Here is a 14,234-nt window from a genome sequence, read left to right on the forward strand (position 1 = left end):
GTTACCGTTTCGTGATGCTGCGTTCAAGCCTTAATGCTCGCTGGTAGGGTTGCCGCATGAGGGAAAGCAGCGGAGCGCCCGGCTCACAGGCCTCGCTGCGCGAGGCGAACAGCGCCCGCATCCTCGAGGCGGTGAAGCTCTACGGCCAGCTCACACAGGTCGAGCTCGCCGCCGCAACGGGCCTCTCCCCCGCCACCGTCTCCAACATCGTGAAGCAACTGCTGGCGGCCGGCACCGTCGAGACGTCGGCGACGACGCGCTCCGGACGCCGCGCCCAACTCGTCACACTGGCGCGCGTCACCTCCCTCGCCCTGGGCATCCACATCCGCCCACGCGCGCTCGAGATGTCGCTGGTCGACGCCGGCTACACCCAGGTGGCCCGGCAGCACCTGCCGCTGCCGCCGGAGCATCGCTTCGACACCACCCTGGACCGCGCCGCGATGCTGGCCGCGGAACTCGCCGATCAACGCGGGCTCGCGCTGGCGGACCTGGTGGGGATCGGCGTCGCGATGCCGTCGGCCAACCGCGGCGGTGCAGTCGTCGGGCTGCCGACATGGGACGACGTCGACGTGGCCGACATCATCGAGCGGCGACTGCACCGGCCCGTCCTGGTGGAGCGCGAGACCGACGCCGCCGCCCTCGCAGAGGCCCGCATCGGGGCCTTGCGCGGCGCGGCGTGCGGCGTGTACGTGCGCGTGGGTGAGGTGACGGATTCCACGATCGTGCTCGGGGGTGCCGTGCTGCGCCCGGGTTCGGCTCCCGCGGCGGGGCTCGGTCACGTCCGGGTCGCTCCGGACGGGGCCATCTGCCGTTGCGGTGCCCGCGGCTGCCTGAACACCGTCGTGTCGATCGGGGCCCTGCGCGAGTTGGTCCGGATCAGCCACGGTCCCCTGTCGCTGCGCGACATGGTGGCGGCGGCGAACTCGGGCGACAGGGGCTGCCGGCAGGTCGTCGCCGACGCGGGGGCCGCGATCGGTGCCGCGCTCGCAGACATGGCCACCACCGTCGGGCCGGACCGCATCGCCGTGGGCGGGCCGCTGGCCCAGGCCGGCGACGTGCTGCTGGGGCCCATGCTCGACGCCCTGGGCGCCAGACCACTCCTCGCCGACGCGGGCTCCCTCCTGGTGCCGGGGCAGCTCGGGCAAGAAGCGGAAACCCTCGGCGTCGTCGCCCGCGTCTTCGACATGATGTCCTTGACGTCTGTGCTGGAAACATCTTCGGGAGGGGAACAACGTGGCTGAACCGCTGTTGGAGCTCAGATCCGTGCACAAGACCTTCGGCGGCGTGCAGGCGTTGGTCGACGTGGACCTCACGGTCCGCGCGGGCGAGGTGGTCGGCCTCGTCGGCGACAACGCGGCCGGCAAGTCCACCCTCGCCCGCATCATCGCGGGCGTCTACCAGCCCGACGCGGGGCAGGTCCGGCTGGCAGGCCGGCCGGTGGCCATCGCATCGGCCAAGACTGCCATCGCGCTCGGCATCGCGACGGTGTTCCAGGAGTTCGCCCTGGTGGAGAGCCTGGACGTGCCGTCGAACATCTTCCTCGGCCGCGAACTGACCCGCGGCGACGGGCTGCTGGACGAGTCACGCATGGAGCTCCTAGCCCGCCAGTACCTGGACCAGCTCAGCAGCCGCATCCCGGACTTGAGCGTCCCCCTCCACCAGCTCTCGGCCGGGCAGAGGCAGTGCGTGGCCATCGCGCGCACCCTCGTCACAGACCCGCGGCTGGTGATCCTGGACGAGCCCACGGCGTCGCTGTCGGTGGGCCAGACGGCAGAGGTGTTGAGCCACGTGGAGCGACTCCGGGAGCTGAACCTCGGCGTCATCCTCATCAGCCACAACCTGGCGGACGTGCGCTCCGTGGCGGACCGCATCGAGGTGCTGCGCCACGGCCGCAACAACGGCTCGTTCGCGGTGGACGAGGCAACCTACGAGAACGTGCTCTCTGCCATCACCGGCGCCACGCGCCACACGAAGCCCGCCGCGCGCCTCTGAGCCGACGGCTCGACGGCGCGGAGCCCATGGTCAGGAACGCCCGGCTGTGATCTCGCCGGAGCCCCGCACGATCAGGCGTGTCGGCACCACCACCTGCTCCGGGCTCAGGCTCTCCCCCCGGACGCGGGTGATCAGCCGGGTGGCCGCCAGCTCTCCCAGCGCGTCGGGGTCCTGCGCGATGACCGTGATGCCCGGCCGCACCAGGTCGGCCAGCGGGATATCGTCGAAACCCACCAGCGCGACGGAGCGTTCCAGCCCCAACCGCTGCAGCGCCCGGACGGTGCCGATCGTGATGTCGTTGCGGCCGGACAGGATGGCTGTCGGCGGCGCGTCGGATCCCATGAGTCGCTCGATGGCGGCGATCACGGCCGCCTCATCTCCCAGGTCCGTCGTCACGGTGCAGTCCGGAAGGTCACGGGTGGCCTCGCGGAAGCACGCGGTGCGTTCCCTCGAGGTGCTGATCACCTGCAGGTTGGACAGGAAGGCGATCCTGGTGTGCCCGTACCCGCGCACGTGCTGGACGGCCGCCCGGACGCCGCCGGCGTTGTCGGAGGTCACGGAATCACAGTCGACGTCGGGAGCCGGGCGGTCAGCGAAGACGACGGGCCAGCCGCGCTCGAGTTCACGGGCCAGCAGCGAGTGGTCCTCGCGCACGGTGAGCACGATCAGCCCGTCGAGCCGGCGCGCCACGAAACCGCGCAGGCGCGCGAGTTCGACGTCCGGGTCGTCCTCGGTGCTGGCCGCCAGCGTCATCATCCCGTGGTCGTTGGCAACCCGCTCCACCGCTCGGTGCAGGTGCGAGTCGAAGGCGTTGCCCACACTCGACAGCAGCAACCCGATCGCCCCCACGCCCCCGTCGCGGCGACGCAGGTCCGAGGCCTGCTGGTGCATCACGTAGCCCATCTCGTCCGCCGCGCGGAGCACGCGCTCCGCCGTGGCGGACGCGACGTTCGGCTCGCCGTTCATGACGCGGGAGACGGTCTTGATGGCCACTCCTGACGCGCGGGCGACGTCACGCATCGTGGGGCGGGAGGAGTTGGGGAACATGCGAGTCATTTTGCCGTCAAATCTCATGGACGGCGAACTAACGATCAAGGTGACCCCACCCTTTGTTACCCTCTGCCATGACAACGTTGTCACCAGAAGGGAAACAACCAATGGAACGACTGACCAGGGCAGGAATCGCCCTAACGGTGGCGCTCGGCGCCGCCGTCGGGCTCCCTGCTGCAGCCGACGACACGGCCGGGCAGGAGCCCTACCGCCCGGCCTACCACTACACGCCGGAACGCAACTGGATGAACGACCCGAACGGGCTCGTCCACCACGACGGCGTGTGGCACCTCTACTACCAGCACAACCCCTCCGCGGACACGTGGGGCAACATGTCGTGGGGCCACGCCACCAGCCCGGACCTCCTGCACTGGAGCGAGCAGCCGCTGGCCATCGCCCAGACGTTCAACGGCGAGGGGCAGTCGGTCGAGGACATCTTCTCCGGCTCCATCGTGGTCGACACGGAGAACACCAGCGGCCTCGGCACCACCGACAACCCGCCGCTGGTGGCGCACTACACCAGCGCCTACACCGGCGCACATCCCACGCTGGCGGGCATCCAGGCACAATCGGTGGCCTACTCGCTCGACGGCGGCTACACCTGGGAGAAGTATGCGGGCAACCCCGTGCTGGACCGGGGCTCGCAGAACTTCCGCGACCCGAAGGTGAGCCGCTACACATCGCCGGAGACCGGCGAGTCGTACTGGGTGATGGTCGCCGTCGAGGCGCTCGACCACCAGGTGGTGCTCTACCGCTCCGACGACCTGCTCGAGTGGACCTACCTCTCCACCTTCGGCCCGGCCAATGCCACCGGCGGCATCTGGGAGGTGCCAGACCTGTTCCCGCTGACGGTCGACGGCACCGACGAGACCAAATGGGTCATGGTGGTCAACCTCAACCCTGGATCCCCCGCGGGCGGCTCAGGTGCCCAGTACTTCGTCGGCGACTTCGACGGCGTGACCTACACCGCCCAGAACGTCGTCCCGGGTGACGAGGTGGTGCCCGGCACCGTCGTCGAGGACTTCGAGTTCGGGACGTGGGCGGATTCCGGGTGGACCGTCGCCAACGACCCGGGCAACGAGTTCAACGGCCCCTTCGGCGACGGCCCCCAGCCCGGCGCCTGGCGGGACCAGCAGGCCATCAACGGGCACCGCGGCGACCGGCTGGTCAACAGCTTCGTCGGCTGGGACTGGCCGGTCGGCACGATGACCTCAGCGCCGTTCAGGGTCGAGGAACCCTGGCTCAACCTGTTGGTGGGCGGCGGCAACCACCCGCGCGTCGACGGTGGCCAGCTCGGCAATGAGCCCCCCGCCGGCACAGTGCTCTGGAACGGCTTCGAAGGCCTGCGCGACGGCGGCAGCCTGGCCGACCTGGGCTGGGTGGGCACCGGCGATCTCGCGGCCACCGACAGCCCGGCCTACGCCGGCGGTGACTACTACCTGGGCGACGCCCGCATCAACACGTGGGAGGGTGGCCCCAAGGGCGACGACAACACCGGCACCCTGACCTCGCCGTCGTTCCCGATCGACGACGACCACCTCTCCTTCCTGGTCGGCGGCGGTCGCGAGCGGCCGGGCCTGGCCGTACAGCTCATCGTCGACGGCGAGGTGGTGCGCACCGCGGGAGGCCAGGACGCCGGCGCGCTGCAGTGGACCAGCTGGGACATCGCGGAGTTCCGCGGCCGCGACGCCGCGTTGCGCATCGTCGACGAGGTCGGCGGCGGCTGGGGCCACCTGACGCTCGATCACGTGGTCATCGGCGACGAGCCGGCCGTACCCCGTTCCTCCGAGACCACCGTCAACCTCGTGGTCGACGGCGAGGTCGTGCGCACCGCGACCGGGCGCGATTCGGAGCTGCTCGACTGGGTGGCGTGGGACGTCGCCGAGTTCGCCGGCCAGGAGGCCCAGCTCCTCATCGTGGACAACAACCGGTTCGGGTGGGGCCACATCCTGGTCGACGACATCGTGGCCGCGGACGCCCCGCAGCCCCGCCGCGTCGAGACCTACGACTGGCTGGACTGGGGCCCGGACCACTACGCGGCCATCTCCTTCGCCAACGTCCAGGACGGACGCCGCATCATGATCGGATGGATGAACGACTGGCGCTACGCCAACGCCATCCCCACGGCCCCGTGGCGCAGCGCCAACACGCTGCCGCGCGAGGTCACGCTCGAGCTCGTCGACGGTTCCTACGCGCTGCGCCAGGTGCCGGTGCGCGAAGCGTCCTCGCTCGAGGTGCCTTCTGAACGGTTGCGGCGCACGAACGTGGCGGTGGACGATTCGGTCGTCGCGCTGCCGTGGGCGTCGGATGCGTTCAAGCTTGACGTGACCGTCGAGCCGCAGGACGCCTCGTTCGCGGGGGTCGCCGTTCGCACCGACACCGCCTTCGGCACCGACAGCGGCGAAGGCACGCTGGTGGGCATCGACGCGAGGAGCGGCCGGCTGGTGGTGGACCGGACCCGCTCCGGCGTCACGGGCTTCCACTCGCAGTTCGCCGCCGTCGACTCGGCACCGTTGGTCAACCCGGACGGCACCGTGACGTTCACGGTCTACGTCGACCGGGCATCGGTCGAGGCGTTCGCCGAGGGTGGCCTCCGGACGATCACCAGCCAGGTCTTCCCAGATCCCGGATCACTCGGCCTGTCGCTGGTGAGCGAGGGTGGCACGGCACGATTCGTCTCCGTGGTCGCCACTCCCCTCACCCCCAGCGTCCACACCGGCGCACAGCCGGTGGACGCCTCGGTGGTGTCGGCGAACTGCGAATCCGGTGTCGTCGTCGAGGTGTCGAACCCGACGGACGAGCGGCAGGCAGTGCGGCTCTCGTCGGTCTCCGGGGTCCGGGACGTGACGTTGGCAGCCGGTCAGACGACCAGGGTCACGCTGGAGGGGCAGCCGTCACTGGCCGCCGGCTCCCTGTCTGTGGCGGCGACGGCGAAGCCGAGCCAGACCGCCAGCTGGACGTCGGTGAGCATGCCGGCCTGCAGCTGACCTTCTGTGAAACGGCTCGGGCCGTGGCGGTGGCCGCGGCCCGAGCCGTTCGCTGTGCCATCAGTTGGGGCGGGCGAACCGCACGCCCGTGGACCCGCTGAACGACGGCAGTTCCAGCGTGCCCACGCCCTCCACCGAGTAGCCCAGCCGGTAGGCCTCCACGTACTGCCGGTACACCGACACCGCGGGAGACTCGTCAAGCGCGGCCTGCATCTGGGTGCGGTCGCCGATGGCCTCGATCACGTACGGCGGGGCGTAGGGGATGCCGTGCAGCACGACCGTGTTCCCCACGCACTTGATCCCGGTGGTGGAGATCACCCGCTGGCCCTGGATGCTCATCGCCTCCGCGCCGCCCGCCCACAGCGCGTTGACCACCGCCTGGATGTCCTGCTGATGCACCACGAGCGCGTCGTCGTCCACTCCGGGGGGCCGCACGTCGGCGGGTGCGTCCGTGAGCGTCACCCGGATGCCGGGGCCCGTGACGGCGACCATGCTCGCCTCGCGCTCCGCGAAGACCAGCTCCGAGGAGAAGTCACCGGAACCCTGCCCTCTGGTGAGCTCGTTCACCTCGGCCTGGAGCGCGTCGACCTGCGTGCGGAGCTCCTCGTTGCGCCGGCTCTGGCTGATGATCAGGTCGCGCATGTCGGCGGTGCGGTCGCTGCGCAGGTCCGTGCCGCGCGCGGCGATGGCCGCCACGGTCATCATCAGGCCAGCGATGACACACACCAGGATGGTGGTGGTGCGGCCCCGCGGCGACCGGGAACGCAGCTGGTTGCGCGCCATGACGGTGCGCATGGCGGAGACCCGCTCCCTCAGCACCGGCCACAGTTTCATGGGCCCAGAGTACGTGGCGCGGGGGCATCGACGAGGGCGTGAGCCCGCCGTCGTCCATCATGAGCGCGCAGATGTGGGCATTGTCGCCGGCGTCAATTAGGCTAGGCGAGATCTTAGAAGGAGACATCGTGGCGGAATCCAAGGTTCGCAAGCAGGCTGCTGACAAGCAGAAGCGCAAGCGCCTGTCTGAACTCGCTGAGCAGCGCGCCGAAACCGCGCGTCTCGCCCCCGGCGGGCGCAACTGGGTGCCGGGCGTGTTCATCCCCATCGGGCTCCTGGGCGTCGCGTGGATGGTTGTCTACAACCTCGCGGGCCAGGACATCGGCTTCATGCGCTCCATCGGTGACTGGAACGTCGCCATCGGGCTCATCCTGATCGTCGTCGGCTTCTCCGGCATGACGCTCTGGAAGTGACCCGCACCCTCGGCGTCTTCGACGCCGTCATCTTCGATTTCGACGGCACCCTCGCAGATTCCACCGCCGCCATCGTGCGCGCCGCCGCCGCATGGGCCAGTGAATTCGGCGTGGAACCCCGCCACCACAGCCAGTACACCGGCCTCCCCAGCGACGTCATGGTGCGCGCCCTCCTCCCCGCCGACAGGTTCGACGAGGGGCACGCACGCATCGAGCAGTTGGAGATCGAGGACGTCGCGGATGTCATCGCCCTGCCCGGCGCCCTCGAGGCGCTACAGGCGGTGCCCGCCCAGCGATCCGCCATCGCCACGTCCTGTTCGGCGCCGTTGCTCGATTCCCGCATGGTCGCCACCGCGCTGCCCCGTCCGTCGGTGGTGGTGACACGTGACGAGGTGGTGCTGGGCAAGCCGGCGCCGGAGTCCTTCGAGCTCGCCGCCCGGCGCCTGGGGTTCCCCGCTGAGCGTTGCCTCGTGGTGGAGGACGCCCCCGCCGGCGTGGTGGGTGGCCGTGCGGCCGGTTGCTCCGTGCTGGGCGTGCTGACGCACCACACGGAGGACGAACTCGGTGCAGACTGGCACGTGACAGACCTGTCGCAGGTGGTCTTCGAGGCCCGGGCCGACGGTGTCGCCGTCGTGTGGGCCTGACCCCTTTACTCCTGACGCAGCCGCACCGCGGTGCCGTAGGCCGCCAACTCGCTCACGGTGTCGCTGATCTTGCCGCCGTCGAAGCGCACTCCCACCACCGCGTCCGCCCCGGCCTCCTGCGCCTGTTGCACCAGGGCGCCGATGGCATCCTGCCGCGCGGAGGTGTTGATGAAGGCCATCTCGGGGTTGTGCGCCAGGTCCCGCGGGCGGGTGGCGATGCCGATGACAATCCCGAGGCTCGCCACGATCTCCCGGCCCGGCAGCGAATCCGTGGTGGACAGCGGCAGGTCATAGGTGACGAAACGCGGCCGCCGCGGGTCTGTGTCCCGCTGCGCCACCGGCGAAATCGGCTCCGGCGGCACCGGCACCGCGCTTCCGGAGGCAGGCACGACAGGCTGCGGGCTCACCGGGCGGGGACGGGGGCCGGGCACGACGCGGGGTAGGGCGCGGGTGGGCTCGCCTGAGGGGAGCGGAGCAGGCATCTGCGGCTGTCCGTGGCCTTGCGGGGGCTGGCTCATTCCGCCAGCCTAGCCGCGGCCCCCGGCGAAAGTGGCGTCCCGCACCCGCGACGGTAGGATGACCCGCGTGACTGAGACCCCTGACGTGCAGCCCACCGACTCCGAGCAGACCGTCGTCCGCAAGGAGAAGCGCGCCCGCCTGCTGGAACAGGGGATCGAGGCCTACCCCGCAGATCTGACCCGGAGCCACACCCTGCGTGACATCCGCGCCCAGTGGGGCCATCTGGAGGCCGGCGAGGAGACCCAGGACGTCGTGACCACCGGCGGCCGCGTCGTGTTCATCCGCAACACCGGCAAGCTGGCGTTCGCCACGCTGCAGGACGGCTTCACGCCGGAGGAGAACGGCGAGCGGCTCCAGATCATGCTGTCGCTGGCGGAGGTGGGCGAAGAGGCGCTCGCGGAGTGGAAGCACACCGCAGACCTCGGCGACTTCGTCTGGGTCACCGGCCGCGTCATCGTCTCGAAGCGCGGCGAGTTGTCGATCATGGTCAGCGAGTGGCGGATGGCCGCCAAAGCGCTGCGCCCGTTGCCCGTCATGCACAAGGACCTGTCCGAGGAGTCGCGGGTCCGCCGTCGCTACGTGGACCTCATCGTCCGCGACGATGCGCGTGAGATGGTGCGCAAGCGCTCGGCCATCACGCGGGCCATCCGGGAGACGCTGTACGGGCAGGGCTACATGGAGGTCGAGACCCCCATCCTGCAGCTCATTCACGGCGGCGCCGCGGCGCGTCCCTTCGAGACCCACATCAACGCGTTCGACATCCGCATGACCATGCGCATCGCGCTGGAACTCCACCTGAAGCGGACCATGGTTGGCGGTGCGGACAGGGTGTTCGAGATCGGCCGTGTGTTCCGCAACGAGGGCATCGACTCAACGCACTCAGCGGAGTTCACCATGCTCGAGGCGTACCAGGCCTGGGGGGACCAAGGCACCATCGCACTACTCATCCAAGACATCATCCTGGCCTCGGCAGACGCCGTCGGCTCGCGGCAGTTCGAGACGCCGAAGGGCGTCATCGACCTCGACGGCGAGTGGAGCTGGCTGTCGGTCTTCCCCGCGCTCTCCGAGCGGCTGGGCGAGGAGATCACTGTTGAGACCCCGGCCGAGGTGCTGCACAGGTTCGCCGACGCCCATGAGGTCGAGTACGACAAGGCGTGGGCCGCGGACAAGATGGTGATGGAGCTGTTCGGCGAACTCGTCGAACCCGGCCTGCTGCAGCCCACCTTCGTCTACGACTACCCCTCGATCGCCCAACCGTTGGCCCGCCGACACCGCAGCGACGCGGGCAAGGTCGAAGCCTGGGACCTGATCATCGGCGGCGTCGAACTGGGCACCGGTTACACCGAGCTGGTGGACCCGGTCATCCAGCGCGATGTGCTGATGACGCAGTCGAAGCTGGCCGCCGCGGGCGACCATGAAGCCATGGAGTACGACCAGGACTTCATCGAGGCGCTCGAGTACGGCGTCCCGCCGATGGGCGGCCTCGGTCTGGGCGTGGACCGCCTGATCATGATGCTGACCGGCGTCGGGATCCGCGAGACCATCCTGTACCCGCTGCTGCGTCCCTCCTCCGAGCGCTAAGCCTTCCCGAAACCCGGCCCCGCCGGAGCACGCCGAAAATGAAACCGGTTGCATCGGCTCACGTCGTCGCCTAGCATGTAACCGGTTTCATTCGAGGAGGAACAACCGTGGGCACACGAGGGAGCAGGGCGTCGCTGGCCACTGTGGCCATCCTCGTCGTCACCGCGATCTGGGGCTCGACGTTCTTCATCATCAAGGACGCCGTCGACAGGATCGATCCCATCGATTTCCTGGCGGCCCGGTTCTCCATCGGCGCAGTCATCCCCGCCGTCGTGTTCTGGCGGCGACTCCGCAGGCTGACGGCCCAGCAATGGCAGATCGGCCTGGCGCTGGGTGGGTTGTACGGGCTCGCGCAGATCGTGCAGACCGTCGGCCTGCAACACACCGACGCGTCCGTCTCCGGCTTCATCACCGGCACCTACGTGGTCCTGACGCCCATCATCCTGTGGATCGCCTTCAAGGCGCGGCTCACCCGCATCACCTGGGTCGCCGTCGGCATCGCGGTGGTGGGGCTGGCGATCCTCAGCCTCTCCGGCGTGGGTTCCGGCGGCGTCGGCGAGTCCCTCACCCTCGTCGGGGCCACCCTGTACGCGCTCCACATCGTGATGCTGGACCGCTGGTCCCGCAGCATGGACGCCATCTCCCTCACGGTCGTGCAGCTCATCGGCATCGCCGTGACCTGCGCGTTCCTCGGGCTACCGGGCGCCTACCGGATCCCGGCCGACGCGACGGTGTGGGGCGCGATCCTCTACACCGCCCTCTTCGCGGGTGTCGTCACGATGCTCCTCCAGACGTGGGCCCAGCGCCACATCACACCCACCAGGGTGGCGCTGATGATGACGTTCGAGCCCGTCTTCGCCTCTGCCTTCGCCGTCGCCCTCGGCGGCGAAACCCTCACGGCCCGCCTCATCCTGGGCGGGTCCCTGATCCTGCTGGCCACCTTCGTCGGGTTGCGCGCAGGACAAGCCGACACCACCGATCCAGCGCTCCTCGAGCACATCACCCACAGTCCCCCGGAGCCGGCCGAACCGGTTCCGGACACCACCGCCATTGACACAGGGTCATCGCTGACCCGAGACAGGAGCACACCATGACCACCTTCACGCGCCGCCAGTTCGGCGGCTTCGCCGGCATCCTCGCAGCGGCGGCCGTCGCGGGCCCCACACTCACCGCCTGCTCCGGCACCGGCGGCCAGAAGGGCGCCGGCAAGGTCGTCTGGTCCACCTGGGGTTCGCCCGAGGACCTGAAGAGCTTCGACCGGTTCCAGGAGCAGTTCAAGGCGGACCACCCGGACATCGAACTGGTCTTCCAGCCCACGCCGTCGTACTCCGAGTACCACTCCAAGCTGCTGACCCAGCTGAGCTCTGGCACCGGGCCGGACGTGTTCTACATCGGCGACGACCGCGTCGCCTCCGTCATCCGCAACGACGTCCTGATGCCCGTCGACGGCGCCTCCGTCAAGGAGGGCGACTTCAGCGAGAACGTCCTCGACATCGCCCGCTGGGACGGCAAGCTCTACGCCCTGCCCAACGACGTCAACCCGGACACCCTCTGGTACGACAAGGAGGCGCTCAAGGCCGCCGGCATCACGGATGATCCCGCCACGCTGGCGGAGAACGACGAGTGGACCAACGAGGCCTTCTTCGACATGACCGCCAAGCTCGCCGCGGCGGGCCTCACCGGCGCCGTGTACTGGAACTACTGGGCCACCCACGACGGCTTCATGACCACCAACGGTGGCCAGGTCTACGACGGCGACGGCAACTACGTCGCCCACGAGGACCCCAAGTCGGTCGAAGCCATGGACAACTACGCCCGGCGCTTCCAGAGCGGCGAGATGAAGCTCGCCGACCTCCTCCCCGAGGGCGCAGGCTCCGAGACCCTGCTGGTCACCCACAAGCTGGGCTTCCTGGCCGCGGGCCGCTACACCATCGGCGCCATTCGCGGCGCGGGCGTCGACGAGAGCCTCTACGACATCGTCCGCTGGCCCACCCACGACGGCAAGGCCGCCCCCACCGGCGTGGCCGCGTCGTACCTCGCGATCAACGCGAAGGCCGCCGACCCGGAGGCAGCGCTCACCTTTTTCTCCGCGTTCCTGGATGCCGAGGGCCAGAGCCTGCGCCTCGAGGGCCAGGGCAACGCCGTCCCGTCGATCAACGGGGCCGACGACATCGTCCTCAGCGGCGATTACCCGGCGCACGCCCAGACCATGCTCGACATGCGCGACATGGGCTACTCCAACTTCGCCACCGAGGCCGCCGTCCCGGACCTGAGCAACCAGATCTCGGTGGAATACATGCAGCCACTGTACGAGGGCAAGAAGGACGCGCAGACCGCGCTCAACGAGGTGGCCGCCCTGGTCGAGGAGAAGACCAAGTCATGACCTCCACAGCTGTGACCGGGGCGGGGCCCGCCCCGTCCCGGCGCGGCTGGCGGGAGAAGGACAAGTACTGGGGGATGTTCTTCGTGGCGCCGCAGGCGCTGGGCATGCTCCTGTTCACCCTCATCCCGTTTGCCGCGGCCTTCCTCCTCGCCTTCACCGACTGGAACGGCTTCGGGATGCCCGATTTCATCGGGTTCGAGAACTTCCGGGACCAGCTGAGCAGTCCACTGCTGGGCCGCGCCATCGTCAACACCCTGGTCATCGCGGTGGTCACGGTGCCGATCGGCCTGTTCCTGGCCATCGTCGGCGCCACCGTACTCAACAAGATCAGGGGGCGCGCATTCTACCTCGTGCTGTTCTTCGCGCCCGTGGTCACGAGTGCGGTGGCGATCGCCCTCATCTGGCAGCAACTGCTGCGGGCCGACGGCGTGATCAGCGGTTTCCTGACCGCCACGTTCGGCATCGAGCCGATCGACTGGCTGGGCCACCCCTGGTTGGCCCTGCTGGCCGTGTGCCTCGTGACGATCTGGTCCTCGCTGGGTCTCAACATCGTCATCTTCATGGCCGGCCTGCAGTCCATCTCACCGTCGGTCCTCGAAGCCGCCGCCATCGACGGCGCCGGCCCCGTGGCCCGCTTCTTCAAAATCACGTTGCCGCTGCTGAGCCCGATCGTCTTCTACCAGTCGGTCGTGGCCTTCATCTCGTCGCTGCAGACGTTCGACCTCGTCTTCGTCCTGGTCAACAACGCCGGCCCGGACAACGGCACCCGCACGATCGTCTACCACATCTACGACCTGGGCTTCGCCAAGTCGCAGTTCGGCCTGTCCAGCGCCGCCTCCATCGTCCTTCTGGCCCTCACCCTGGTGATCACCGCGATCCAGTTCGGCGCCCAGAAGAAGTTCGTCCACTACGAGGGCTGAGCCATGACCGCCTCCACCGTTCCCACCGCCACCGCCCCCACCGCCGATCCGACGCCGGCAACCCCTCGTCGACGGGTCTGGCTCGGCTGGCTCAAGCACCCGTTGGTGTTCGCGATCGCCCTGCTGATGGTCGCCCCGTTCATCTGGATGTTGCTGACCTCGTTCAAGGGCCTGCCGCAGTTGCTGCAGGACCCGTTGTCGCTGATCCCGGACCCGTGGGTCTGGACCAACTTCGCCGACGCCTGGAACGCGTTGCCGTTCGGCCGCGCGTACGCGAACTCGATCTACATCACCGTCCTGGTGGTGTTCGGCACGCTCCTCACCGCGTCGATGGCCGCCTACGGCTTCGCGCGGATCCCGTTCAAGGGCTCCAAGACACTCTTCTGGGTGTTCCTGGCGATGCAGATGGTGCCCAAGCAGGTCACGCTGGTGCCCTTCTACTTCCTGATGGCGCAGTTCGGCTGGGTGGATTCGCACCTCGCGCTGATCATCCCGGCCATCATGGTCAATCCTTTCGGCGTGTTCCTCGCGCGCCAGTTCATCCAGTCGGTCCCCATCGAGCTCGAGGAGGCCGCGATGATCGACGGCGCCTCGCGCTGGCGCATCTACTGGACGGTCATCCTGCCGGCCATCCGCCCGGGCCTGGGCGCGCTGGCGATCATCGTGGCACTGGACGCCTGGAACAACTTCCTGCTGCCGCTCGTGCTGTTGAACTCCACCGAGCTGTTCACCGTGCCCCTGCTGCTGTCGCAGTTCCAGGGCCAGTACGGCGGCATGAACTACGGCCTGGTGATGGCGGCCACCGCGTTCTCGACGGTGCCGATGCTGATCGCCTTCGTGATCGGCCAGCGCCAGATCATCGAGTCGCTCGCCACCTCCGGCCTCGGCGGCCGCTGAGGCCGCAGACCACA

13 protein-coding genes are annotated in these 14,234 nt (G+C 69.1%); 10 read left to right on the forward strand and 3 right to left on the reverse strand.

Features of this window, described 5'->3' with window-relative positions:
• The first annotated feature begins 56 nt into the window (after positions 1-56).
• The gene (locus tag ACZK4S_RS03590) at positions 57-1,241 is read left to right on the forward strand and encodes an ROK family transcriptional regulator (protein ID WP_463643375.1); all 1,185 of its coding nucleotides are present in this window, start codon (positions 57-59) and stop codon (positions 1,239-1,241) included.
• Positions 1,234-1,992 (forward strand): ATP-binding cassette domain-containing protein, encoded by a 759-nt coding sequence (locus ACZK4S_RS03595; protein ID WP_463643376.1) that lies wholly within the window; start codon positions 1,234-1,236, stop codon positions 1,990-1,992. The genes ACZK4S_RS03590 and ACZK4S_RS03595 overlap by 8 nt, the downstream gene beginning before the upstream one ends.
• A gap of 30 nt (positions 1,993-2,022) precedes the next feature.
• Here ACZK4S_RS03595 and ACZK4S_RS03600 read toward each other — a convergent pair whose 3' ends face one another.
• Positions 2,023-3,039: a LacI family DNA-binding transcriptional regulator gene (locus ACZK4S_RS03600; RefSeq protein ID WP_463643377.1), complete on the reverse strand. Its 1,017-nt coding sequence runs from the start codon at positions 3,037-3,039 to the stop codon at positions 2,023-2,025.
• Positions 3,040-3,149: 110 nt separating this feature from the next.
• On the opposite strand from ACZK4S_RS03600, the gene ACZK4S_RS03605 reads away from it, so the two are divergent.
• Positions 3,150-6,029: a GH32 C-terminal domain-containing protein gene (locus ACZK4S_RS03605; protein ID WP_463643378.1), complete on the forward strand. Its 2,880-nt coding sequence runs from the start codon at positions 3,150-3,152 to the stop codon at positions 6,027-6,029.
• Between the two features lie 60 nt (positions 6,030-6,089).
• Here ACZK4S_RS03605 and ACZK4S_RS03610 read toward each other — a convergent pair whose 3' ends face one another.
• A complete protein-coding gene (locus tag ACZK4S_RS03610; protein WP_463643379.1) occupies positions 6,090-6,863 on the reverse strand; it encodes a DUF881 domain-containing protein in 774 nt (257 codons plus the stop codon).
• A gap of 128 nt (positions 6,864-6,991) precedes the next feature.
• On the opposite strand from ACZK4S_RS03610, the gene ACZK4S_RS03615 reads away from it, so the two are divergent.
• Complete coding sequence (locus ACZK4S_RS03615; RefSeq protein WP_076061306.1) at positions 6,992-7,276, forward strand: cell division protein CrgA; 285 nt, start codon at positions 6,992-6,994, stop codon at positions 7,274-7,276.
• Positions 7,273-7,920, forward strand: a complete 648-nt coding sequence (locus ACZK4S_RS03620) for an HAD family hydrolase (RefSeq protein ID WP_463643380.1) — start codon at positions 7,273-7,275, stop codon at positions 7,918-7,920. The genes ACZK4S_RS03615 and ACZK4S_RS03620 overlap by 4 nt, the downstream gene beginning before the upstream one ends.
• A 5-nt stretch (positions 7,921-7,925) precedes the next feature.
• Here the strand turns inward: ACZK4S_RS03620 and ACZK4S_RS03625 are convergent, their stop codons facing one another.
• Complete coding sequence (locus ACZK4S_RS03625; protein ID WP_463643381.1) at positions 7,926-8,438, reverse strand: YbjQ family protein; 513 nt, start codon at positions 8,436-8,438, stop codon at positions 7,926-7,928.
• 58 nt (positions 8,439-8,496) lie between these two features.
• Here ACZK4S_RS03625 and lysS point away from each other — a divergent pair, with 58 nt between their 5' ends.
• From lysS to ACZK4S_RS03650, 5 genes are all read left to right on the forward strand, one after another.
• Positions 8,497-10,020 carry a lysine--tRNA ligase gene (gene lysS, locus ACZK4S_RS03630; RefSeq protein ID WP_076063993.1) on the forward strand — a complete coding sequence of 508 codons (1,524 nt, stop codon included), beginning with the start codon at positions 8,497-8,499 and terminating at the stop codon, positions 10,018-10,020.
• A 107-nt stretch (positions 10,021-10,127) separates the two neighbouring features.
• Positions 10,128-11,114: a DMT family transporter gene (locus tag ACZK4S_RS03635; RefSeq protein WP_463643382.1), complete on the forward strand. Its 987-nt coding sequence runs from the start codon at positions 10,128-10,130 to the stop codon at positions 11,112-11,114.
• Positions 11,111-12,403: an ABC transporter substrate-binding protein gene (locus ACZK4S_RS03640; protein WP_463643383.1), complete on the forward strand. Its 1,293-nt coding sequence runs from the start codon at positions 11,111-11,113 to the stop codon at positions 12,401-12,403. The genes ACZK4S_RS03635 and ACZK4S_RS03640 overlap by 4 nt, the downstream gene beginning before the upstream one ends.
• The gene (locus ACZK4S_RS03645) at positions 12,400-13,323 is read left to right on the forward strand and encodes a carbohydrate ABC transporter permease (protein ID WP_463643384.1); all 924 of its coding nucleotides are present in this window, start codon (positions 12,400-12,402) and stop codon (positions 13,321-13,323) included. Before ACZK4S_RS03640 ends, ACZK4S_RS03645 begins: the two co-directional genes overlap by 4 nt.
• 3 nt (positions 13,324-13,326) lie before the next feature.
• The gene (locus ACZK4S_RS03650) at positions 13,327-14,220 is read left to right on the forward strand and encodes a carbohydrate ABC transporter permease (protein WP_463643385.1); all 894 of its coding nucleotides are present in this window, start codon (positions 13,327-13,329) and stop codon (positions 14,218-14,220) included.
• Positions 14,221-14,234 lie beyond the last annotated feature (14 nt).

It is taken from the genome of Tessaracoccus zhenghani (assembly GCF_055326325.1).